The sequence below is a fragment of the Catenulispora sp. MAP12-49 genome, from assembly GCF_041262705.1.
Lineage (GTDB): Bacteria > Actinomycetota > Actinomycetes > Streptomycetales > Catenulisporaceae > Catenulispora.
In genome coordinates this window covers 264,547-287,501 of record NZ_JBGCCP010000009.1, presented here as the reverse complement: position 1 = coordinate 287,501, position 22,955 = coordinate 264,547, and the positions used below count along the sequence as shown (strand labels likewise).

Here is a 22,955-nt window from a genome sequence, read left to right as displayed (position 1 = left end):
GGCGGAGCGCGGACTCCGCGAGAGGAAGTGCCGTCGCATGCCCGCGCGCGTTCTGTTGCTGTCCACGGCCGACACCGAGCTCCTCGCCGCCCACGCGTGCGGCGCGCCCTACGTCACCGCCAACCCCGCACGCCTGGACGCCGAGTCCCTGGCGCCCCTGCTGCGTGACGCCGACGTCGCCGTGCTGCGGCTGCTCGGCGGGCACCGGCCGTGGCGCTGGCTGGTCGAGGAGGTCGCCGCGGCCGGGCTGCCGGCCGTCGTCCTCGGCGGGGAGGCCGAGCCGGACGCCGAACTCATGGCGCTCTCTACAGTTCCCGGCGGCGTGGTGGCCGACGCCCTCAACTACCTCACCGCCGGCGGCCCGGCGAACCTGGCGCAGCTGGCGAACTTCCTCACCGACACCGTCCTCGGCGGCGGCGAGGGCTTCGAGGCGCCGCAGGCCATGCCGGAGTTCGGCATCCACGCCGAGCGCGAGCGCGAACGCGAGCAGCGCGAGGGCCGCCCGACCGTCGGCATCGTCTTCTACCGGGCCCACGAGCTCTCGGGCAACACAGCCTTCGTCGACACCCTCGCCGACGCCCTCGAAACCCGCGGCGCCAACGCGCTTCCCGTCTACTGCGGCTCGCTGCGCGGCCTGTCCGAGGACGCGGGCCGGGGGCTCGTGGAACTGCTCGGCCGCTGCGACACCCTGATCGTCACGGTCCTGGCCGGCGGCGGCGCCACCGCCGCGGACGCCAGCGCCGGCGGTGACGAGGACGCCTGGGACGTCGGCGCCCTCGCCGCCCTGGACATCCCGGTCATCCAAGGACTCTGTCTCACTTCCTCGCGCCGGGCTTGGCAGGACTCTGACGCCGCGCTCACCCCGATGGACGCCGCGATGCAGGTCGCGATCCCCGAGTTCGACGGCCGGCTGATCTCGGTCCCCTTCTCCTTCAAGGAGAACGGCTCGGCCGGAATCCCCGTCTACGTCGCCGACGCCGAACGCGCCGCGCGCCTGGCCGGCATCGCCTACCGCCACGCCGCCCTGCGCGGCATCCCCAACCGCGACAAGAAGCTCGCGCTGGTCCTGTCCTCCTACCCGACCAAGCACTCGCGCGTCGGCAACGCCGTCGGCCTTGACACGCCGGCCAGCGCCGTCCGCCTGCTCACGGCGCTGCGCGAAGCCGGCTACACCGTCGGCGACTTCCCCGAGGACGGCGACCAGCTCATCCACCGGCTGATCGCGGCCGGCGGACACGACGTCGAGTGGCTCACCGAGGAGCAGCTGGCCGCGGCTCCGGCGCGCGTGCCGCTGCGCGACTACGAGTCCTGGTTCGCCACACTCCCCGAAGACCTGCGCGAGGGCATCCGCCGGCACTGGGGCGAGCCGCCCGGCTCGCTGTACGTCGACGGCGAGGACATCGTCCTGGCCGCGCTCCAGTTCGACAAAATCCTGCTGATGATCCAGCCGCCGCGCGGCTTCGGCGAGAACCCGATCGCCATCTACCACGACCCGGACCTGCCGCCGAGCCACCACTACCTGGCCGCCTACCGCTGGCTGGAGCACAGCTTCGGCGCGGACGCCGTCGTCCACCTCGGCAAGCACGGGACGCTGGAATGGCTGCCCGGCAAGGGTCTGGGCCTGTCGGAGTCCTGCGCCCCCGACGCGGTCCTCGGCGAGCTGCCGCTGGTCTACCCGTTCATCGTGAACGACCCCGGCGAGGGCACGCAGGCCAAGCGGCGCGGGCACGCCACCGTCGTGGACCACTTGATGCCGCCGATGGCGCGCGCCGACACCTACGGCGACCTGGCCAAGCTGGAGCAGCTGCTCGACGAGTACGCGACCGTGCAGGCGCTGGACCCGGACAAGACACCGGCGGTGCGCGCGCAGATCTGGACCCTGATCCGGGCCGCGCAGCTGCACCACGACCTCGCCTCGATCCTGCACGGCGACGTCGACCGTCAGCCCACTGATGACGACTTCGACGACTTCGTGCTGCACCTGGACGGCTATCTGTGCGAGATCAAGGACGTGCAGATCCGCGACGGGCTGCACATCCTGGGCCGCGCCCCGGAGGGCGAGGAACTGGTCGCCGACGTGCTGGCGATCCTGCGGGCCAAGCAGGTCTTCGGCGGGGTGAACGGGGCGGTCACCGGACTGCGGCAGGCGCTGGCGGAGTTCGTCGGGCTGGACGAGCAGGTGCTGCTGGCCGAGCCGGGGGCGGCGGTGAAGGTGCCGGAGCTGCTGGTCGCGCTGGCCGGTGACGGTGAGGCGCCCGCGAGGTCGGCATCCGACGCCGTGGACCTGCTGGAGAAGCTGGCCCGGCGGCTCGTGGACGCGCTGGCGGCGGCGGGCTGGGATCCGACGGCTGTGCCAGGGATCTGCGATGCGGTGCTTGCCGATTCCGCCGAAGCGGTGGCCGCCGTCCTGCGCTTCGCCGCCACCGAACTCGTCCCCCGCCTGGCCCGCACCACCGACGAGATCGCCAACGTCCTGCGCGCCCTGGACGGCCGTTATATCCCCGCCGGCCCCTCCGGGGCGCCGACCCGCGGCCTGGTCAGCGTTCTGCCGACCGGCCGCAACTTCTACTCCGTCGACCCCAAGGCCATCCCCTCGCGCAACGCCTGGGACGTCGGAGTGGCGCTCGCCGAGTCGCTGATCGCGCGCCATCTGGCCGACACCGGCGAGTACCCGCGCTCGGTGGGGCTCACCGTCTGGGGCACCTCGGCGATGCGGACGCAGGGCGACGACATCGCCGAGATCCTGCACCTGCTGGGCTGCCGTCCGGTGTGGGACGAGGCCTCGCGGCGGGTCACCGGGTTCGAGGTGGTGCCGGTGGGCGAGCTGGGACGTCCGCGCATCGACGTGACCGTGCGCATTTCAGGGTTCTTCCGTGATGCGTTCCCGCACGTCATCGCGCTCATCGACGACGCGGTGCAGGCCGTCGCCGAGCTCGAGGAGGCCGCCGGGGACAACTACGTGCGCGCGCACGCCGACGCCGACACCGCCGCGCACGGCGACCGCCGCCGGGCCACCACGCGCGTCTTCGGCTCCAAGCCCGGCGCGTACGGTGCCGGTCTGCTGCCGCTGATCGACGCCCGCGACTGGCGTACCGACGCCGACCTGGCCGAGGTCTACGCGGTCTGGGGCGGCTACGCCTACGGCCGGGGTTTGGACGGCCGCGAGGCCCGCGGGGACATGGAGAGCTCCTTCCGCCGCATCCAGGTCGCGGCGAAGAACCAGGACAACCGCGAGCACGACATCGTCGACTCCGACGACTACTTCCAGTACCACGGCGGCATGGTCGCGATGGTGCGCTCGCTGACCGGGACCTCGCCGGCCGCCTACGTCGGCGACTCGGCGGTGCCGGAGGCGGTCAGGACCCGGACGCTGGCCGAGGAGACGCACCGCGTGTTCCGGGCCCGCGTGGTGAACCCGCGGTGGGTCGCGGCGATGCAGCGCCACGGCTACAAGGGCGCCTTCGAGCTGGCCGCGACCGTGGACTACCTGTTCGGCTACGACGCCACCGCCGGGGTCGTGGACGACTGGATGTACGAGCAGCTGGCGCAGACCTACGTGTTCGACGAGACGAACCGCGCGTTCATGGAGCGCTCGAACCCCTGGGCGCTGCGCGGGATCTCCGAACGGCTGCTGGAGGCCGCCGAGCGCGGGCTGTGGGCCGAGCCGGAGGCCGAGACGCTGGACGGGCTGCGCCAGGTGTTCCTGGAACTCGAGGGCGAGCTCGAAGGCGATCTCGAAGGGGAGTAGGGGACACCTGTTCGCCGAGCGCCGTCGCGGACACCCGCGGCGGCGCCCGAAAATGGCGGGCGTTTCCCGTCCGGTCCTTGCTAGGCTCCGTGATCATGTGTTGCAACGCGATTTTCATCCGCACCCGCGTCTGACGGCGGGTAGCCGATCCCCTGATCCGCGATTCCCGCCGCATCCGAGTCCCCGCCGGTGCGGCCGCACAGTGCTTGACTGAAATGCATGGCTGCCCGGCTTCGATCGCGAGAATGCCGCGGAGCAGCACATGCACTACTCAAAGACTTCTTCATTTGGCGGGCGCCAGGAACTGGGCCAGAACTTTCTGGCAGACAGGGCACTGATCGCGGAGATTCAACGCCTGGTCCGGGACCATACCGAGGGTCCGATCATCGAACTCGGCGCCGGCGACGGCGCGCTGACCGGCCCGCTGTCCCGGCTGGACCGGCCGCTCACGGCGCTGGAGATCGATCCGCGGCGGGCGCGGCGGCTGGCCGCGCGGTCCGGGCCGCGGGTGGACGTGGTCTGCGCCGACGTCCTGCGGTATCGCTTCCCGGCCGCGCCGCACACGATCGTCGGCAACGTCCCGTTCCACCTCACGACCGCGATCCTCAGGAAGCTGCTGGCCGAGCGCGGTTGGAGCAGCGCGGTGCTGATCGTGCAGTGGGAGGTGGCGCGGCGGCGGGCCGGGGTCGGCGGGGCCAGCATGCTGACCGCGTCGTGGTGGCCCTGGTACGACTTCGGGCTGGTCCGGCGGATCCCGGCCTCCGCGTTCCGGCCGGTGCCGTCGGTGGACGCCGGGCTGCTGACGATGTGGCGGCGTCCGGTGCCGCTGGTGCAGGGCCGGCCCGGGTATCAGGCTTTTGTGAAGCAGGTCTTCCAGGCGCCGGGACGCGGGGTCGAGGAGATGATCGGGCGGACCGGCCGCGTGCCGCGGGCCGATCTGCGCGAGTGGATCCGATGGAGCCGGCTCCCGGGCCGGGCCCTGCCCAAGGATCTCGAGGCCGAGGACTGGGCCCGGTTGTGGGAGCTGGTGCGGGGCTGAGGGATCAGGCGGACTGCTTGGGCGTGGCGGTCTGGCGCAACGGTCAGGCCGCGGCCTGGATCGACTCCAGCAGCTTGGCCGTGCGCGTCCCGTCGCTGTGGTCGCGGGACTCGGCGATCAGGCCGTCGACCACCCGGACCACGTTGATCGAGGGCAGCTCGAAGCTCTCGCCGGTGGGCACGAGCGTGCCGACGACCGTGAACTCCACGACCGCGACCTGCGGGTCGACGGTCTCGTAGAGGATCACGTTCTTGATCTCCGTGTAGTCCAGGTACTGCGCGAAGTTCTTCATCCGCCCGCGCAGCGCCTCGTTGCCGCGGGACTCGCGCAGGCCCTCCGGCGCGAAGGGATTGGTGACCAGGACGTCCGCGGCGTAGAGGTCGGCCAGGTCGTCCCGGCTGCCCTCGACGGCGGTGCGCAGCATGAGCTCGATGGTTTCGCGGGTGGTGCGGACGTGCTCGGACATGCGGTTCTCCTGACGGAAAGCTAAGTGGGGCGAGCGCCCCGGTTCGCTGTCCGGAACGATACGGGGCGGGCGCCCCGGTTGTCGAGGGGGTCTACGCTGGCGCTGTGAACGGGTCCGCGAGAACCGAGGTGGGGGCTGACAGAGCCGGCGGCCAGGGTCTGGCCGACCGGCCGCTGCGCGCCGACGCGCGCCGCAACCGTGCCCGGGTGCTCCAGGCGGCGGCCGAGGCGTTCGCCGCCGAGGGTCCGGCGGTGCCGCTGGACGAGATCGCGCGCCGCGCCGGAGTCGGCGCCGGCACGGTCTACCGGCACTTCCCGACCAAGGAGGAACTGCTGGCGGCGGTGCTCATCGCCCGCATGGAGACCATGCTGGCCGAGGTGCGCGCCGCGCTGGCCGAGCCCGACCCGGGGCCGGCCTTCTACCGGTTCTTCCTCACCATGACCGTCGACGCGCAGGACAAGATGGACCTCGCCGAGGCGTTGACCAGCCACGGTATAGACATCCGGGCCGCGACCGCCGGCATCGCCGGGGAGTTGAAGGGCGCCCTGGCCGATCTGCTGCGCCGCGCGCAGGAAGCCGGCGAGGTGCGCCCCGACGTGAACGTCGAGGACCTGCACGCGCTCGTGATCGGCGCGATCGCCGCCGCGCGCGCCGCGCCGTCGGGGGACGTGCCCCGGGTCGCCGGGTTGGTGGCGGATGGGCTGCGCCCGCGCCTAGGGTAATAGCCGACAGGAGGGTGCGGCGATGACGGCATTCACCACACGTCCGGAGCTCAGCGGCACATTCGGCATGGTGTCCAGTACCCACTGGCTCGCCGCGTCGGCGGGCATGGCGGTGTTGGAGCGCGGCGGGAACGCGTTCGACGCGGCGGTGGCCGCGGGGTTCGTACTGCAGGTCGTGGAACCGCACCAGAACGGGGCCGGCGGGGACCTGCCGGTGATCTTCGCGCGCGGCGACGACAAGCGGCCGACTGTGTTGTGCGGGCAGGGTGTGGCGCCGGCCGGGGCGAGCGTGCAGCGCTACCGCGATCTCGGGTTGGGGCTGGTGCCGGGTTCTGGGCTGCTGGCCGCGGCTGTTCCCGGGGCGGTGCCGGCGTGGCTGACGCTGTTGCGCGACCAGGGGAGTATGGAGCTCGCGGAGGTTCTGGCTTACGCCATCGGCTATGCGCGGGACGGATATCCGGTCACTCCGGCGATATCGCAGTGCATTGCGGATATCGAGCCGATGTTCCGGCAGTACTGGTCGACGTCCGCTGGTGTGTACCTTCCGGGCGGGGAGGTTCCGGCTGCGGGTTCGGTGTTCCGGAATCCGATGCTGGCTGCCACCTATCAGCGCTTGGCGGACGCGTCCGGGTCCACGCGCGAGGCGCGGATCGACGCCGCGTTGGACGCGTGGCGGCAGGGATTTGTCGCCGAGGCTGTCGATGATTTCGCGCGGACGGCGTGGCGCGATTCCTCCGGGTCGGACCATGCCGGGGTGATTACGGGTGCTGATATGGCGGCATGGCAGCCTTCTTATGAAGAGCCGGTGCGCTACGACTTCGGCGGCTATACGTTCTGCAAGACCGGTGCGTGGGGGCAGGGGCCGGTTCTGTTGCAGCAGTTGGCTTTGTTGCGGGGGCAGGAACTCGAACCGGGGAGCGTGGACTTCGTCCATCGCGTGGTCGAGGGTGCCAAGTTGGCGTTCGCCGATCGCGAGGCCTGGTACGGCGACGGCTTCGACACGCCGTTGGATGCGCTGCTGTCTTCGGAGTACAACGCCGAGCGGCGGGCGCTGATCGGGGAGGTCGCTTCGCTGGAGCTGCGTCCGGGATCGCCGCGGGGGCGGGTGCCGGTGCTGCCGGTGCGTCCGGATCTGCCGATACCGGTCGACGCTTCCACCGGGGAGCCGGTCGCCTCCGGTGCCCGGCGTGGGGAGGCGCGGGGGGACACGGTGCATGTGGACGTCGTGGACCGGTGGGGGAACATGGTCGCGGCGATGCCCAGCGGCGGGTGGCTGCACTCCTCGCCGGTGATCCCCGCGCTCGGGTTCTGTCTGGGGACGCGGATGCAGATGACGTGGCTGCGGGACGGGCTTGCCAGCACCCTGACACCCGGGCTGCGGCCCCGGACCACGCTGTCGCCGACGCTGGCGCTGCGCGGCGGGGAGCCGGTGCTGGCGTTCGGATCGCCGGGCGGGGACCAGCAGGACCAGTGGCAGCTGTTGTTCGTGCTGAACCACGTGGTCGCCGGCATGAACTTGCAGGAGGCGATCGACGCGCCGACGTTCCACACCTCGCACTTCCCCGAGTCGTTCTATCCGCGGCCGGCCTACCCGGGGCGGATCGTGGCCGAGGCCCGGCTCGGCGCCGCGGTCCTGGACGGACTGCGGCGCCGAGGGCACGAGGTGGTGGTGTCGGAGGACTGGTCGCTGGGGCGGATGTGCGCGGTCGGGCGGGATCCGGAGCGGGGGTTGGTGCGCGGGGCGGCCAATCCTCGGGGGATGCAGGGGTATGCGGTGGGGCGGTAGAAGCCTCTTTACGCAGCCGTTACGCAGCCGGGCGCCAGCCGGGCGTGCGGCCGAGGTAGAGCAGGATGTGGTCGAGCGTGGAGGCGTCCTCGGGGATGTCCAACGCGGGCACGAAGGCGGCCGCGTCGATGGTCCGGTTGTCGCCGTTCGGCACGGCCAGCGTGATCCGCAGCGCTTCGTCCGCCAGCTCCGGCCGCAACTCGTAGTCGACGCCGAGGGTGACGGCGACGTCCCAGGCGTGCACGACGTAGTCGATGAAGTGGAAACCGATCCCTCTGCTCGCCGGGAAGCGAGGCGGATCGATCTTGAACTCGGGCAGATCGAAGACGGCGTCCAACTCCTCCCCGACCGCCGCGAAAGCCGCCAACACCTCCTCCGAAGCCGCCAGGTACTGCTCCACGGCATCATCCCCGGCCGGCGCGAACTCCCAGTGCTTCATCTCGGCGCCGTCCCCCCGAGCCGCCGCCGCGAACCCCCGGTGCTGCACGATCATGTGCCCCAGTAGATCCGCGAGCGTCCAACCCTCGCACGGCGTGGGCCGCCCCAGGTCACCGACCTGCACTTGCCGAACAACGTCCATACTGTCGCGCACCGCGCGAGCGTTGAGATCCCTGATATCGGTCATGCCCCGATGATCCGCCGGTCCGCCGGGGCGGTCCACTCAAAAGCGCGTGAAGCGGGCTTGAGCTGGCGCTTAGGATGCGCGGGTGACGCACAGCGAGGGTCGGCGGACGGCGCGGGCGATCGGAGCCGTGGTCGGGGCGGCGGTCGGCGACGCGCTGGGCGCGCCGTTCGAGTTCGGGCCGGCCGGAGTGTTCTCCGCGAGGTATCCGCTCGGCGAACCGCAGCCCGACGAGATGCGCGGCGGGGGCGGCTGGGATCCCGGCGAGGCGACCGACGACACCCAGATGGCGGTGCTGGTCGCGGACTCGCTGCTGGGGCGCGGGGGCCTGGACCCCTCGGACGTCTTCGAACGCTTCCAGCGCTGGGCGGCCGGCGAGCCCAAGGACATCGGCCTGCAGACCGAGGCGGTCCTGACCAGCGGCGACCCCTGGGACAGTGCGGCCGGTCGGCACTTCTGGATCACCGGCCACGCCGCCGGCAACGGCTCCCTGATGCGGGCCTCGACCTCGGCGGTGTACTTCGCACCGGCGGGTCGCGAGGCGACGATGGACGCGGCACGGCGTATCGCGGCTCTGACCCACGGCGACCGCGCGGCCTGGGAGGGCACCGCGGTCTTCCACGAACTGATCCGCCTCGCACTCGCCGGCCAGGACCCCCTTGCTGCCCTGCCCGACGTCGTCGCCCAGATCCATCCCGACCACCGCGACCGCTACGCCGCGATCCTGGCGCCCGACTGGCATCCGAGCATGGCCACCGAGTTCAACGGCGCCGTCTGGCCGTGTCTGGCTTCTGCGGTGTGGGCGCTGCGGACCACGCCGGACTACCCCTCGGCCCTGCGCGCCGCCATCGACCTCGGCGGCGACACCGACACCGTGGCGGCCGTGACCGGGGGCTTGGCCGGTGCCGTGTATGGGATCGGGGCGATCCCCGCGCGCTGGACCGCCCCGCTGCATGTTCCCGTGCCCGGGTGGGGCGACCGGGTCCTGCGGTATCCGGACCTGGTCGCCCTGGCCGAAGAGCTGGCCGCGTCCCTTCCGGGAGTCGGCCGGCTCTGACGGCCGCTTCGACCTGCTTGCTTCGACCTGCGCTACGGAAGCGGGGCCGCCTCCGTGTGCAGCCCTCGCAGCTGCGCCGGGCGGGTCGAGAGTCCCAGCACCGAGCCGAGGCTCTGGGCCGGGGCCGGCTGGCCGGCCGGGGCGGTCAGCGGGGCCAGTTCCCGGCCGCCGAGCAGGTTCACGATCGAGGATTCGACGCCTGCGGAGACCGCGTTCGGGCCGCCGAAGATCTCGACGAGGCCCACGGTCTGCTTCTCCGAGGCCAGGAAGGCGGCCGAGGGGGCGGACAGTGTCTGCGGGGTGGTGAGCAGGAGCGGGTCGCCGAACATGCCCAGGAAGGCGCCGCCGGTGAGGGCGTCGGCGTAGTTCGTGCCGGTCGCCACGCCGGTGAAGATCGAGGCGGGTACGCCGGCGTCGGCGCGTACCGCGGCGATGCAGCGGGCCACGGCCGCGCTGGTGGCGTAGCGGTCCGGGCCGGCCAGGTCGCCGCACTCCTGGCCCGGGTCCGGGGCGAAGCCGGCGGCCTGGTACGCCGGGCCGCCGACCGGGAGCACCTCTTTGCCGGAGAGGTAGGCGCGGGTGGCCGGGTCCAGGGCCGGGCCGTCGGACAGCAGGATCGGCAGGCCGCCGAGGGAGGCCAGCGGGCCCGCGGACAGGGCGTCGGCGAAGGTCGTGCCGGTGGCCAGGACGAATGCCTGGCTCTGGCCGGCCGGGGTCGGCGTCAGCCGCTCGATCTCGTCGGCGATGACGCGCGCCGTGGCGTAGCGGTCGGTGCCGCCGAGCCGCTGGACGTGGTAGCCGGCCCCGCTGAGCTCCGCGGCGACCGCCGGGCTGACCGCGCTGGTGCCGCCGAGCACGTACACGGTCCCGCCGGGCTGCAGGACCCGCATGATCTCGCCGAACGTCTCCGGCGTCAGCGTGTGCGGGTCGGTGAGCAGCAGCGGTCCCTGGGCCGCGTGCGCCAGCGGCCCGCCGGCCAGCGCGTCCGGGAACGAGGCGCCGGTGGCCAGCACGACCGCCTTGGCGTGGATCGGCGAGGGCCGCGCGAAGTCCGGCCAGAGCAGGCGGGAGGTCTTCACGCCGGTGTCGAAGCGGTCTGTGCCGGCGATGCGCTGGACCAACGGGACCTGCGGCGGGCCGGGGTTGGTGGGCGGCGGCGAGGACGGCGGGGTCGACGGCGGCGTCGAGGGCGGCGTCGTGGGAGGGGTCGTGCTCGGCGGGGTCGTCGGAGGCGGGGTGGTCGGGGGCGTCGTGGACGGACTCCCCGTCGGCGGCGTCGGCGCCGAGGCGTTGATCGGCTGCCACTGCGGGTTCCGTCCGCTGCCGGTCAGCACCGTCTCGGTCCCGCCGGCCACATCCAGGACAGAACTGTTCGTCCCGTTGTCGAACGCGATCTTCGTGCCGGACGGCGACCAGACCGGGAACTGGTGCTGGACGGTCGCGCCGTTGGTCGTCAGCTGCTTGACCCCGGTGCCGTCGACGGCGGAGGTGAACAGGTCCTGCGAACCCGGACGGGTGAACACCAGGCTCTTGCCGTCCGGGGAGATGTCGGCGTCCTGCGCGTTGTCGACGACGAGGTGGGCCGAGCTGGTCGTGGTGTCGTAGATCCAGACCTGGGGGACGAGGTTCGTCCCGGACCGGGGCGTGCGCGTGAAGGCGATGAGGTTCCCGACGGCACGCGGGTACGTGTCGTTGAACCCCGTGTCCGTGCTGAACAACGGCCCGGCCGGACCACTGTCGGCGGAGACCGGGGCCTGGTACAGCTGGTACCACACAGTGGTGCCCGGTACCTCGAACAGGCTGTAGACGATCTCTTTGTTGCTGTCGGCCCAAGTCGGACTCTCGCCGTAGCAGGCCGTGTAGTTCGCCCCCGACAGCCCGGTCACGGAGCTGAGATCCGCCGGGCTCAGGTAGATCCCGCAGTCGCCTTCCATGTTCTTCCAGGCCAGCATCGAGCCGTCGGACGACCAGGCCGGCTGCGAGGCGGACAGAGCCGGGGAGCCGGGCGGCGGAGCCAGGGTCTTGAGCCCGGTGCCGTCCGCGTTCTGCTCCACGAGGTTGGTGCCGCTCTCGGTGGCGATCACGCCGTCCGCCCCGGGCTCGGTGGCCTGAGCCGCCCCCGACGACAGCGACACCACCCCCGCGGTCCCCGCGGCCAGCACGGCCAACGCCGAAACGGCCGACAAGGTGACACGACGAGAACGCACAGGCACAGCTCATCCCCCCACGGGATCGTAGACATTCGAACAGCCGAGCAGGTTCTACAGCCGCGGTGATCACCGCGTCAACATCACATGAGACCCAATAGGCTTTGAGCCATGAACCCCTTCGCCGCCTCTGGTCCTGTGCAGTTCGACGGCGCCGCCGTCACCGTCGTCGGAGCCCGGGTCGTCGGGTTGTCGGCGTCGGCGGCGCTGCTGGCGCGCGGGGCGCGGGTGACGCTGATCGACCGGTACGACGACGAGGTGACGACCAGCCGGGCCGCGCAGGCCGCCGCGCAGGGTGCCACCCTCCGTCTGGGCGACGACGAGACCCTGCCCGAGGGGACCGAGCTGCTGGTGGTCAGCCCGGGGATGCCTCCTTCGGCGCCGATCGTGACGGCGGCGCGGCAGGCCGGGGTGCCGATCTGGGGCGACGCGGAGCTGGCGTGGCGGTTGCGGGCTCCGTTGGCCGACGGGAGCTACGCACCCTGGCTGGTGGTGACCGGGACCAACGGCAAGAGCACCACGGTGCGGATGGCCGAGTCGATGCTCAAGCAGGCCGGGAAGAACGTCGTGGCCTGCGGCAACATCGGGTATCCGGTGCTCGACGCGGTGCTGCGGGGGCAGGCCGCCGGCGAGGCCGGGGAGCCGTTCGAGGTGCTGGTCATCGAGCTGTCGAGCTACCAGCTGTACTGGAGCTCCACGCTCAGTCCGCTGGCCTCGGTGGTGCTCAACATCGCGCCGGACCACATCGACTGGCACGGGTCGTACGCCGACTACGTCGCGGCCAAGGGCCGGGCGTACGAGAACACCCAGGTCGCCGCCGTGTACAACGCCGCCGATCTGGAGACGGTGCGGCTGGTGGAGGACGCCGAGGTCGTCGAGGGCTGCCGGGCGATCGGGTTCACGCTCGGCGCGCCGGGGCTGTCGATGCTCGGCGTGGTGGACGGCATCCTGGCCGACCGCGCCTTCATCCCCGACCGCCGCACCAGCGCCGCGGAGCTGGGCACCGTCTACGACGTCGAACCGCAGGCCCCGCACAACATCGCCAACGCGCTGGCCGCCGCCGCGCTGGTCCGCGCCTACGGCGTGGAGCCCACGGCGGTGCGCGACGGGCTGCGAGAGTTCCGGCCCGAGCCGCACCGCATCGCCTGGGTCGCGACGACGGACGGCGTGGACTTCGTCGACGACTCCAAGGCCACCAACCCGCACGCCGCCTCGGCCTCCATCGGCGCCTACGACCACGTGGTCTGGCTGGCCGGCGGCCTGGCCAAGGGCGCGGAGTTCGACGACCTGGTCGAGCGGCACGCCAAGCGGCTGCGCGGCGCGGTCCTGTTCGGCGCCGAACGCCACCTGGTCGCCGAGGCGCTGCGCCGCCGCGCGCCGGAGGTTCCGGTGGTCGACCTCGGCGGCCCGGGCCCGGAGCGCGCCGCCGAGGTGATGGCCGAGGCGGTGGCCGCTGCGCGCGCCATGGCCGTGTCGGGGGACACGGTGCTGCTGGCGCCGGCGTGCGCGTCGATGGACATGTTCACGTCGTACGGACAGCGCGGGGACGTCTTCGCCGAGGCGGTGCGGGAGCTGAAGGCGCGGGAGGCCGGGGAATCCGGGGACGGCGGGGACGCCGGAGACGCCGGGCAATCCGGGGATGCCGCGGAATCCGGCGAGTAGGCAGGAAGCCGGGGGAGCAGGCGAGCCCTACAGCCCCGGCATCCGGTTGTCCCGGAAAGCCCTGGCGAAAGCCGCCCCGGTCGGCGTCACATCGGGATCGTCGGCGATGACCGAGTACAGCGCGGTGGCCGCGATGACGTCGCCGAGCGAGGCGTACAGCCCGGCCTTGTTCAGCAGCAGCGTGGTCCTGGTCTCCGGGTCGGGGTCGCCGGCCAGGCCGTTGTCCATCGCGATCAGGCGGTCCTGCGGGTCCTCCAGCAGCAGGGAGAGTTCCTTCCAGGCCGGCGGGAATCCGGGGAAGCGCTGCGTGATGCCGCGCAGGATCCGCGTCTTCTCCACGCGGTCCTCCATCCATTCCAGCTGCACGAAGGCCCGGGAGAAGCCCGGGGCCAGCCGGCCGTCGTGCTCGCGGCGCAGCATGTCCAGCGTGGTGCGGCAGGTGAAGAACCCGGTGGGGGACAGGCCGGCCACGCGTTCGTACAGGTTCTGGGCGGCGCGGGTGTCGCCGCGCATCAGGTGCGTGAAGGCCGCGTCATACGGCGGGTAGGGCCAGTCCGGCGCCAGGGCCGCGGCCCGGCCGAGCAGGGTGAGCGCCAGGTCGTAGTCGCCGCGGGAGCCCGCGGAGCGGCCTTCCGCGTGCAGGCGGTGGGCCTCCGGCGGGATTTCGTAGCTCATGGTCAGACAAAATATGCCGCTCGTCTGTTCGACGGTAGCCCTCTGATATCAGAGAGCAGACCCGGAATCGGCTGTCCGCCTATCCGCCCGCGCCCCGCGCGAAGACCCCCGGCGTGATCCCGTACGCGCGCTTGAACCAGCGCGCCAGGTGCGCCTGGTCGGCGAAGCCGGTGGCCGCCGCGACGTCGGCCGGGGTGGTGCCGGCGGCCAGCAGCGAGCGCGCGTGGCGCAGGCGCAGCTGGCGTTCGTAGTCGCTGGGGGACATGCCGAACTCGGCGGAGAAGGCGCGGTAGAGCGCGAACCTGCTGCACCCCGCGGCCGCGGCGAGCAGTTCCACCGGCAGCGGCTCGGGATACGCCTCGCGCATCAGGTCCCTGGCGCGGCGCGCTGCCTCGCGCTGTGCCCTGTCGGCCAGGGTCCTGATACGCGGCGGACGGGTCGCGCCGCGCAGGTGCGCGCCCAGGATGACGGCGCGCAGGCGCTCGTCGCGGGCCAGCGGGCTGGCGTCGGCGGCCAGCGCGGCGTGCAGGCGGGCGATGGAGTCGGCCAGGCGCCGGTCGCCGAGCACCGGATTGGTGAACAGCGGCAGGGGAGCGGCGGCTCCCAGCGGATCGGCGTGGTCGGAGGAGTCCGCGGCGTCGGCCAGGACCGCGCGGACGATCTGCGGGGAGACGTGCACGATGCGGTAGTGGTAGCCGAGGTCGGCGGCGGCGCGGCCGTCGTGCGGGTCGTCGGGGTTCAGGGCCATGACCATGCCGGCGGCGCTGGTGTGCAGGGCCCCGCGGCAGTGGAACTGCTGCGCGCCGGCGTCGGTGACGCCGAAGGAGTAGGCGTCGTGCGAGTGCGGGGCGTACACGTGGTCGCGGAAGCGGGCGTGCATGGCCTCCAGGCCGCGCGTGTCGTCGCGCCAGTACTCGGCCCAGCCTCGGGCGTTCGCCGTCCCCGCCATGGTGCTCATTGTGCCCCCGGTCTGCATTCCCCGAGTCTGTGGCTTCGGCGCCGCACGAGCGTTCAAGACCGGATGCTGGGACGCGGGCCAGGATCGGGGCATGTCAGCTCGACGGTCGGCGGGTGCGCCGAACCCTTACCTGTTCCTCGCGATGACCATGATGTTGTGGGGCGGCGCGTTCTCCAGTTCGGAGGCCGTGGTCGATCACGTCCCGCACACCGTGGCCGCCACCCTCCGCTTCGGCGGCGGCGCGATCGCGCTCCTGGTGGCCATGGCGCTGACCGGCCGGACCCCGCGCGTGGGCGTGCGGGCCGCGGGCCGGGCGTGCCTGGCCGGGGTGCTGGGCGTCTTCGCCTACAACGGCTTCTTCTTCTGGGGGCTCTCGCTCGCGCCGTCGTTGGACGGCGGGATCCTGATCCCGGTGATGAGTCCGGTGCTGACCACGGCGTTCCTGCTGGTCAGCGGACGTGAGAAGGCCTCGCGCCGCCGGCTGGTCGGCCTCGCGCTGGGCCTGGCCGGCGCGGCGGCCTACCTGGTCGGTGCGAACAGCGCCGGCGGCGGCTCGCACCGGCTGGCCGGGGACCTGCTCTACGTGCTGAGCGCGGTGTGTTGGGCGGCGTTCACCCTCGCGGCGCCCAAGGTGCTGGCCGGGATCGAGCCGCTGACCGCGATGGCGTACGCGACGTGCACCGGTGCTGTTCTGCTGGCTGTGATCGCGGCGCCGGACTGGGGGAAGGTGCAGTGGGGCGCGGTGCCGTCAGGGGTCTGGGTCAACGTCGCCTACCTGGCGATCGGTGCCACGGCGGTCGCGAACGTCTTCTACTACCGCGGAGTCGCCGCGGTCGGCCCGGCCAGCGCGTCGCTGATGATGTTCCTCGTACCGGCGGTGAACACGGCCTGCGCCACGTTTTTCCTCGGCGAGTCGTTCACGACCGTTCAGGCTGCCGGCGCCGTGGTGCTGTTGGCCGGCGCGGCGCTGGCGGGCCGGGGGCGGATCAGGCTGTCGGGAGCGGACTCGCGGTGGTTGAGGCGGCGCAACTCCCACACCAACACAGCTACCACGAGCACCACTCCACCGAGCACATACCCGTTGCCGTACAGGATCTGGAAGGGATCCCAAGCTTCCTCACGGCCTTGGAGGCGCGGCGCGTAGTTGATCAGCCCGGTCGGGATGAGCGGCTGGCGGGGATCCGAGCCGCCGGAGTCGTCGACCCGCATCGGCCAGGCCAGCGCGGCGATAGTGCAGACCGTCACCCAGGCCAGTTTCGCGCGCTGCCGCGACCGGATGGCCGCGTGGAACCCGAGCACGACCAGCGGCTCGAACCACACCCAGTGGCAGGTCCAGGAGATCGGCGAGACCTCCAGCGCGACGATGGCGACCACGCAGCCGCCGAGCAACTCCGCGCCGCGGTTCGCGGCCAGCGCGGCGGCGACCAGCCCGGCCACCACGATCAGGGCGCTGGCCAGCAGCCACGGGACCTTCGCCGCGCTGTCGCTGTTGTTCAGCAGCCGCAGGAACATGCCCTGCAGCGACTGGTTCGCGGCGTAGTCGCGGCTGAACGGGGTGATGCCGATGGCGTGGAACCAGAACGCGTGCGAGGCCTTCGGCAGGACCGCCCACACCCCGCCGCTGACTGCCACGAAAGTGCCGGCGGCGACGGCCGCGGCCCGGAAGCGCCGCGTCAGGAGCAGGTAGACGATGAACAGGCCCGGGGTCAGCTTGATCGCCGTGGCCAGCCCGATCCCCACGCCCTTGGTCCACCGCCGGTCGGCCTGCGCCAGGTCCGCCACGACCAGCGCCATCAGCAGCACGTTGACCTGGCCGAGGTTCAGGTTCGAGTGCACCGGCTCCAGCCAGATGCCCACGGCGGCGACGATCCCGGTCGCCCCGACCCGCCCGAGACCCGGCCGGTAGCCGAGCAGGCCCCACGCCGACCAGGCGACCGTCACCAGGCACCCGATGCTCACCGCCGCCGTCAGCACCCTGACCTGCTCGAAGTCGAGCCAGGTCAGCTCATGGAAGCCGAGCGCGGTCAGCGGGGGATAGAGGTAGGGCAGGTTCCCGACCCCGAACCCGGCGGAGTACAGGCCGCCCTCGTTGTGCGCCAGCGACTTGCCCGCGTCGTAGTAGACGCTGAGGTCGACGGTGAGCCACAGGTTCTGCGGATGCGCCGAGACCACGGCGATCCGCAGCCAGACCGAGAGCACGAAGGCCACGACGCCGACCACGGCCAGCGTCTTGCCGCGCGGGATGCGGAGGTGTTGGGAAGCGATGCCCGAATACCTGACGCGCTCGCCCCGGCGCAAGGAGGTGTACGCGGCCTTACCGGCGTCGCGAACGGGGCCGATGGCAGCGGGTATGAGCGGCATGCAGTACGGACCCCCGAAGCGGCTACGGGCATAACAACGCATTGCCTGTGCGGCGCGCGAAGACGATACGGCATGCGGCAGAGGCAATACGACGGCCCACTGTAGCCGCTGTTCCTTCGGGCGCGGGTTGGGCCGGGGTGGTCGCTTGTGGAGAAGGGGGTGAAGGTGACTTTTTGGGTCTTCATGGTCTGTATGGGGGTTTACAGGCTTTTTTACGGCTTCGTGGGAACGGTTCCCGCACCTCACGCACACACTGCCCGGCCGCCGCTGTGCCGTGCGGAGTGGACCTCGTCGCCACCACGGATCGATTTTGTCCCGGATTGTTGTCATGAAACGCCTGTGCCTGTCAGCCCACGAACAAACCGCATCCACACCACGCCGGGCGCAATCGCACAGTTATAGCAAGTCACAACCACCCGTGTTTCGTGTGCTAAACCCACTGCCCCGACACCCCGTCCCAAGCTGACGCCGCGTCCACCGGTGGCTGGCTACCCTAAGGACCATGAGTGAACAGGCCTCGGGCCCGCCGGCGTCGCCGTTGAAGAACGCCGTCCGGGTGCTGCGGGCCCGTCGCGCGGTTCTGAAATCGCTGTTCGACCTCGAACTCACGTCGTACTACCTGCTCGTCGGGGCGGTGCTGCTGCTGCTCGGGATCGGGCTGCTGGAGGTGTTCTCGGCCTCGAGTGTGAACAACATGGTCAACGGGCGGCCGATGTTCTCCTCGATCCAGAACCAGGCGATCTCCGCGGTGCTGGGGCTCATGCTCATGTGGGGGGCCTCGCGGCTGCCGCCGAAGGCGTACCGGACGCTGGCCTATCCGGCGCTCGTGGGGACCGTGCTGGCGCTGCTGCTGGTGCTGGCCATCGGGTCCTCGCACAACGGGAACAAGAACTGGCTGATCATCGGGCCGCTGACGGTGCAGCCCAGTGAGTTCGCCAAGCTGGCGCTGGTGCTGTGGGGCGCCGACCTGCTGGTGCGCAAGGAGAAGCTGCTCACCACCTGGGACCACCTGCTGGTGCCGCTGGTGCCGGGGGCCGTGGTGATCATCGCGCTGGTGATGATGGGCGGGGACATGGGGACCTCGATAATCATCGTCGCCATCGTGTTCTGCCTGCTGTTCACGGCCGGGGCCCCGGGGCGGCTGTTCTCGATCATGGTGGCCTCCGCGATGGGCCTGGCGACGCTGGCCATCTTGATGCGGCCCTCGCGGGTGCGCCGGTTCACCAACTTCCTCAGCCCGGAGAACGACCCCGGCGGGACCGGGTATCAGGCCATCCATGCCTTCCAGGCGCTGGCCAGCGGCGGCTGGTTCGGGGAGGGGCTGGGCGCCAGCAAGCAGCGGTGGGGGCAGCTGCCCGAGGTGCAGACCGACATGATCTTCGCCATCATCGGCGAGGAACTGGGGCTGATCGGCGCGCTGACGGTGCTGGCGCTGTTCCTCACGCTGTCCTACGCCGGGATCCGGATGGCGCTGCGGACCGACGATCCGTTCGTGCGGCTGGTCTCGGCCTCGGTCACGGTCTGGCTGGCCGCGCAGATGATGATCAACCTGGGGGCGGTGACCGGCGTGCTGCCGATCGCGGGGGTGCCGCTGCCCTTCGTCTCCTATGGCGGGTCGTCGCTGCTGCCCTCGTTGACGGCGGTGGGGATGCTCATGTCCTTCGCCAGACGGCGCCCGGAGCCGATCGACCCGGCCACGGTCCGCGACCGCGGCGTCACCGCACCGCGTCCGGAATCGGCCCCCGCCGACCGATAGGGTGGCCGGGTGCATGTGGTCATCGCCGGCGGCGGCAGCGCCGGGCATATCGAACCCGCCCTGAACACCGCGGACGCCCTGCGGCGTGCCGACCCCTCGATCGGGGTCACGATGCTCGGCACCGAGAAGGGCCTGGACACCAAGCTCATCCCGGCCCGGGGGTACGAGCTGCGCCTGATCCCGGCCGTCCCGCTGCCGCGCAAGCCCTCGGCCTCGCTGCTGACGCTGCCCTCGCGGCTGCTCGGCACGGTCAAGGCGGCGCAGCAGGTGATCATGGACGTGGACGCGGACGTCGTCATCGGCTTCGGCGGCTACGTCGCGCTGCCGGCCTACCTGGCCGCGCGCCGGGCCAAGCGGCCGATCGTCGTGCACGAGGCGAACATCCGCCCGGGCCTGGCCAACCGCGTCGGCGCCAAGTTCACCGACCACGTGCTCACCGGCAACCCGGCGGTCCCGATGCCCGGCGCCACCTGCGTGGGCATGCCGCTGCGCCCGGCCATCACCGGCCTGGACCGCGCGGCCGTGCGCGCCGAGGCCCGCAAGGCCTTCGGCCTGGACCCCGACCGCCCCACGCTGCTGGTCACCGGCGGCTCGCAGGGCGCGCGGCGGCTGAACGACACGATGGTCGCCTCGGTGAAGGCCCTGCACGACGCCGGGATCCAGGTGCTGCACTCCTACGGCGACAAGAACTCGGTGTCGATAGAGCAGGACCCCGCGGGCCCGCCGTACGTGGCGCGGCCCTACGTGGACCGGATGGACCTCGCCTACGCGGCCGCCGACCTGGCGATGACCCGCAGCGGGATGATGACCTGCAGCGAGCTGGCCGCGGTCGGGCTGCCCTCGGTGTACGTGCCGCTCCCGGTGGGCAACGGCGAGCAGCGCCTGAACGCCGCGCCGGTGGTCGAGGCCGGCGGCGGGCTGCTGATCGACGACGCGGCCCTGACCCCGCAGTGGTTCGCCGCGAACGTGGTGCCGCTGCTGCTCGACCGCGAGCGCCTGACGACGATGAGCCAGGCCGCGCGGCGGTTCGGGATCCGGGACGCGGACGAGAAGATCGTCGACCTGGTGTTCGCCGCGGCGGGGAAGAAGCGGCCGGGGTCGGCCGCCGAAGTCGCCGCCGCACCGGCCGGAACGGCCACAGACATCCTGGACGGCGAGAACAAGGACGGCGACCGATGACCCGCTTCCCCGCCCCCGCCGAAGTGGTCCCCGCCGCCGACCTCGGCCGCATCCACCTGGTCGGCATCGGCGGCGTCGGCATGGCTCCGCTGGCTCGCGCGATGCTCGGTCGCGGCCTGCCGTTGTCCGGCAGCGACATCAAGGACACCGCGACCGTCAGGGAGCTGCGGGCGCTCGGTGCGACCATCGCCATCGGGCAGGCGGCGGAGAATCTGGACGGGGTCGACACCGTCGTGGTCTCCGGCGACATCCCGGCCGACAACGTCGAGATCGTCGAGGCGAAGGCGCGCGGGCTGCGGGTGCTGCACCGGGCCTCCGCGCTGGCCTCGCTGATGCCCGGGTACCGGTCGGTGGCGGTGGCCGGCACGCACGGCAAGACCACCACCACCTCGATGGTCGCCGTCGCGCTGCGGCACGCCGGGCTGGACCCGAGCTTCGTCATCGGCGGCGAGCTCGGCGAGACCGGGGAGTCCGGGCACGCCGGGTCCGGCGACATCCTCATCGCCGAGGCCGACGAGTCCGACGGCACCTTCACGCACTACCGGCCGGACGTCTCGGTCATCACCAACATCGAGCTCGACCACCCCGACCACTTCGCCGACGTGCTGCAGGTCCGCGCCGAGTTCCAGGACTTCGCCGACCGCCTGGAGCCCGGGGGCACCCTGGTCTGCTACGCCGACGACCCGGCCGCCCGGGCCATCGCCGAGCGCACCGCCGCGCGCGGGATCCGGGTGCTGACCTACGGCGCCGGCGAGGACGTCGACATCCGGGTCGCCGACGTCGGCACCGTCGGCGGCTACCCGACCTTCACCCTGATCACGGCCGCCGACACCCACGGCCCGATCACCCTGAGCATCCCCGCTCGGCACAACGCCCTCAACGCCGCCGCCGCGCTCGGCGTGGCGCTGGCCCTGGGCGTGGACGCCAAGCCGTACCTGGAGGGCGTCGCGGGGTTCAGCGGCGCGCGCCGCCGGATGCAGCTGCTCGGCGAGGCCGCCGGCGTGCGGGTCTACGACGACTACGGCCACCACCCGACCGAGATCGCCTCGATCCTGTCGGCGGCCCGCGAACTGGCCGGCCAGGGCCGCGTGATCGCCGCCTTCCAGCCGCACCGCTACTTCCGCACCAACACCTTCCTGCACGAGTTCGGCCCGGCCCTCGGCGGCGCCGACGCGGTCGTGGTGCTGGACGTGTACGCGCACGGCGAGAAGCCGATCCCCGGCGTCGGCGGCGACGTGATCGCCGCCGAGACCGGGCTGCCGGCCGCCGCGAGCGTGTTCGAGCCCGACTTCGATCTGGTGCCGCAGCGGCTGGCCGAGCTGGCCGGTCCCGGGGACCTGGTGGTGACGGTCGGGGCCGGCGACGTGACCGAGATCGGTCCGCGGCTGCTGAGGCTGCTGGCCTGACCGGCAGCACACTTCGAGATCAGGGCGTCCCGTCTACGGGGCGCCCGTTTTGCGTGCGCAATCCATAGAGACTAGTTGCACTGCAACTAGTCTCTATGTAACTATCAATCCATGACAGCCATCAAGAACGCCATCGTCATCGGCGGCGGAATCGCCGGCCCCGTCACCGCCCTCGCCCTGGCCAAGGCCGGGATAGAAGCCACCGTCTACGAGGCCTACGCGACCACAGACCGGTCCGGCGCCATGCTCACCGTCGCCCCCAACGGCCTGGCCGCGCTGGAGACCGTGGGCCTGCGGGCCGCGGTCGAGGCCGTCGGCAACCCGCTGCACGCCATGGTCATGGAGAAGGGCAACGGCAAGACCCTGATGCGCGTGCCCTCGCTGCCGGACCTGCCGTTGAGCCGCGTCATGTACCGCGCCGACCTGTTCGACGCCATCCGGGCCGGTGCCGCGGCGCAGGGCATCGTCATCCACGACGGCAAGCGCCTGGTCGGTGTCGAGGAGCATGCCGGCGGCGTCACCGCGCGGTTCGAGGACGGCAGCACCGCCACCGCCGACCTGCTGATCGGCGCCGACGGCATCCGCTCGACCGTGCGCACCCTGATCGACCCGCAGGCGCCGGGGCCGGAGTACACCGGCCTGATGAGCTTCGGCTTCGGGAACCTGAAGGGGCCCTTCAAGCCCGGCGACATCCAGGAGATGCGCTTCGCCTTCGGCAAGCACTCCTTCTACGGGTACTGGACGCAGCCGGACGGCTCAGAGGTCTTCTTCAGCAACCACCCGCAGGACAAGCCCATGACGCTGGCGCAGGCCCGCGCCGTGCCGAAGGGGGAGTGGCTGGCCAAGCTGCGCGCCGCGCATGCCGACGACCGGCCCGGCAACCGCCTGTTCCAGTCCGCCACCGAGGACACCATGCTGCTGACCGGCCCGATGGAGCGGATGCCCAAGCTGCCGCACTGGTTCCGGGACCGCATGGTGCTGGTCGGGGACGCGGCGCACGCGCCGTCCTCCAGCTCCGGCCAGGGTGCCTCGCTGGCCCTGGAGAGCGCGCTGGAACTGGCGCGCTGCCTGCGCGACATCGACGACCTGCCGGCGGCGCTGGCCAAGTACGAGGGCCTGCGGCGGCCGCGGGTGGAGGAGATCTCGGAGCAGGCGGTGAAGACGAACAACGGCAAGACCGCCGGTCCGGCCGCCAAGTTCGTGTTCGGCCTCATCATGCCGATCGCGACGCGGACGTTCCTGCGGCCGGAGAAGATGTTCGGTCCCGTCCACCGCTTCCGGGTGGACTGGGACCGCGAAGCGACCGCGTGA

16 protein-coding genes and 1 pseudogene are annotated in these 22,955 nt (G+C 72.0%); 11 read left to right on the top strand and 6 right to left on the bottom strand.

Going from position 1 to position 22,955, the window contains the following annotated elements:
• Positions 1-37 precede the first annotated feature (37 nt).
• Positions 38-3,748: a cobaltochelatase subunit CobN gene (gene cobN / locus ABIA35_RS19555; RefSeq protein WP_370358810.1), complete on the top strand. Its 3,711-nt coding sequence runs from the start codon at positions 38-40 to the stop codon at positions 3,746-3,748.
• A 262-nt stretch (positions 3,749-4,010) separates the two neighbouring features.
• Positions 4,011-4,787, top strand: coding sequence for a 23S ribosomal RNA methyltransferase Erm (erm, locus tag ABIA35_RS19550; protein ID WP_370358809.1), 777 nt, complete (start codon positions 4,011-4,013; stop codon positions 4,785-4,787).
• Between the two features lie 43 nt (positions 4,788-4,830).
• Here the strand turns inward: erm and ABIA35_RS19545 are convergent, their stop codons facing one another.
• Positions 4,831-5,253 carry a nuclear transport factor 2 family protein gene (locus ABIA35_RS19545; RefSeq protein WP_370341378.1) on the bottom strand — a complete coding sequence of 141 codons (423 nt, stop codon included), beginning with the start codon at positions 5,251-5,253 and terminating at the stop codon, positions 4,831-4,833.
• A 104-nt stretch (positions 5,254-5,357) separates the two neighbouring features.
• On the opposite strand from ABIA35_RS19545, the gene ABIA35_RS19540 reads away from it, so the two are divergent.
• Entirely contained in the window at positions 5,358-5,975 is a 618-nt protein-coding gene (locus tag ABIA35_RS19540; protein WP_370358808.1) for a TetR/AcrR family transcriptional regulator, read from the top strand.
• Positions 5,976-5,997: 22 nt separating this feature from the next.
• Positions 5,998-7,761 (top strand): gamma-glutamyltransferase family protein, encoded by a 1,764-nt coding sequence (locus ABIA35_RS19535; RefSeq protein ID WP_370358807.1) that lies wholly within the window; start codon positions 5,998-6,000, stop codon positions 7,759-7,761.
• A gap of 19 nt (positions 7,762-7,780) precedes the next feature.
• Here the strand turns inward: ABIA35_RS19535 and ABIA35_RS19530 are convergent, their stop codons facing one another.
• Positions 7,781-8,386, bottom strand: coding sequence for a TIGR03086 family metal-binding protein (locus ABIA35_RS19530; protein WP_370358806.1), 606 nt, complete (start codon positions 8,384-8,386; stop codon positions 7,781-7,783).
• Between the two features lie 82 nt (positions 8,387-8,468).
• Between ABIA35_RS19530 and ABIA35_RS19525 the strand changes: the two genes are divergently transcribed.
• Positions 8,469-9,440: an ADP-ribosylglycohydrolase family protein gene (locus ABIA35_RS19525; RefSeq protein ID WP_370358804.1), complete on the top strand. Its 972-nt coding sequence runs from the start codon at positions 8,469-8,471 to the stop codon at positions 9,438-9,440.
• Positions 9,441-9,472: 32 nt separating this feature from the next.
• On the opposite strand, the gene ABIA35_RS19520 is transcribed toward ABIA35_RS19525, so the two are convergent.
• Entirely contained in the window at positions 9,473-11,647 is a 2,175-nt protein-coding gene (locus tag ABIA35_RS19520; RefSeq protein ID WP_370358803.1) for a cell wall-binding repeat-containing protein, read from the bottom strand.
• Positions 11,648-11,758: 111 nt separating this feature from the next.
• Here ABIA35_RS19520 and murD point away from each other — a divergent pair, with 111 nt between their 5' ends.
• Positions 11,759-13,309: a UDP-N-acetylmuramoyl-L-alanine--D-glutamate ligase gene (gene murD, locus ABIA35_RS19515; RefSeq protein WP_370358802.1), complete on the top strand. Its 1,551-nt coding sequence runs from the start codon at positions 11,759-11,761 to the stop codon at positions 13,307-13,309.
• A gap of 27 nt (positions 13,310-13,336) precedes the next feature.
• On the opposite strand, the gene ABIA35_RS19510 is transcribed toward murD, so the two are convergent.
• Positions 13,337-13,984: a tetratricopeptide repeat protein gene (locus tag ABIA35_RS19510; protein ID WP_370341371.1), complete on the bottom strand. Its 648-nt coding sequence runs from the start codon at positions 13,982-13,984 to the stop codon at positions 13,337-13,339.
• Positions 13,985-14,063: 79 nt separating this feature from the next.
• On the bottom strand, positions 14,064-14,933 hold the full coding sequence (locus tag ABIA35_RS19505; protein WP_370341370.1) for an AraC family transcriptional regulator: 870 nt from the start codon (positions 14,931-14,933) through the stop codon (positions 14,064-14,066).
• Between the two features lie 100 nt (positions 14,934-15,033).
• Between ABIA35_RS19505 and ABIA35_RS19500 the strand changes: the two genes are divergently transcribed.
• Positions 15,034-16,086 carry a DMT family transporter gene (locus tag ABIA35_RS19500; RefSeq protein WP_370358801.1) on the top strand — a complete coding sequence of 351 codons (1,053 nt, stop codon included), beginning with the start codon at positions 15,034-15,036 and terminating at the stop codon, positions 16,084-16,086.
• A gap of 209 nt (positions 16,087-16,295) precedes the next feature.
• On the opposite strand, the pseudogene ABIA35_RS19495 reads toward ABIA35_RS19500, so the two are convergent.
• Positions 16,296-17,303 (bottom strand): annotated as a pseudogene (locus ABIA35_RS19495) (glycosyltransferase 87 family protein); the annotation flags it as partial.
• Between the two features lie 502 nt (positions 17,304-17,805).
• On the opposite strand from ABIA35_RS19495, the gene ftsW reads away from it, so the two are divergent.
• The 4 genes from ftsW to ABIA35_RS19475 all read left to right on the top strand — a co-directional run bounded on the left by ftsW (position 17,806) and on the right by ABIA35_RS19475 (position 22,955).
• Positions 17,806-19,059, top strand: coding sequence for a putative lipid II flippase FtsW (gene ftsW / locus ABIA35_RS19490; protein ID WP_370341368.1), 1,254 nt, complete (start codon positions 17,806-17,808; stop codon positions 19,057-19,059).
• A gap of 9 nt (positions 19,060-19,068) precedes the next feature.
• A complete protein-coding gene (gene murG / locus ABIA35_RS19485) occupies positions 19,069-20,238 on the top strand; it encodes an undecaprenyldiphospho-muramoylpentapeptide beta-N-acetylglucosaminyltransferase (protein WP_370358800.1) in 1,170 nt (389 codons plus the stop codon).
• Complete coding sequence (gene murC / locus ABIA35_RS19480) at positions 20,235-21,644, top strand: UDP-N-acetylmuramate--L-alanine ligase (RefSeq protein ID WP_370358799.1); 1,410 nt, start codon at positions 20,235-20,237, stop codon at positions 21,642-21,644. The genes murG and murC overlap by 4 nt, the downstream gene beginning before the upstream one ends.
• A gap of 111 nt (positions 21,645-21,755) precedes the next feature.
• The gene (locus ABIA35_RS19475; RefSeq protein WP_370358798.1) at positions 21,756-22,955 is read left to right on the top strand and encodes an FAD-dependent oxidoreductase; all 1,200 of its coding nucleotides are present in this window, start codon (positions 21,756-21,758) and stop codon (positions 22,953-22,955) included.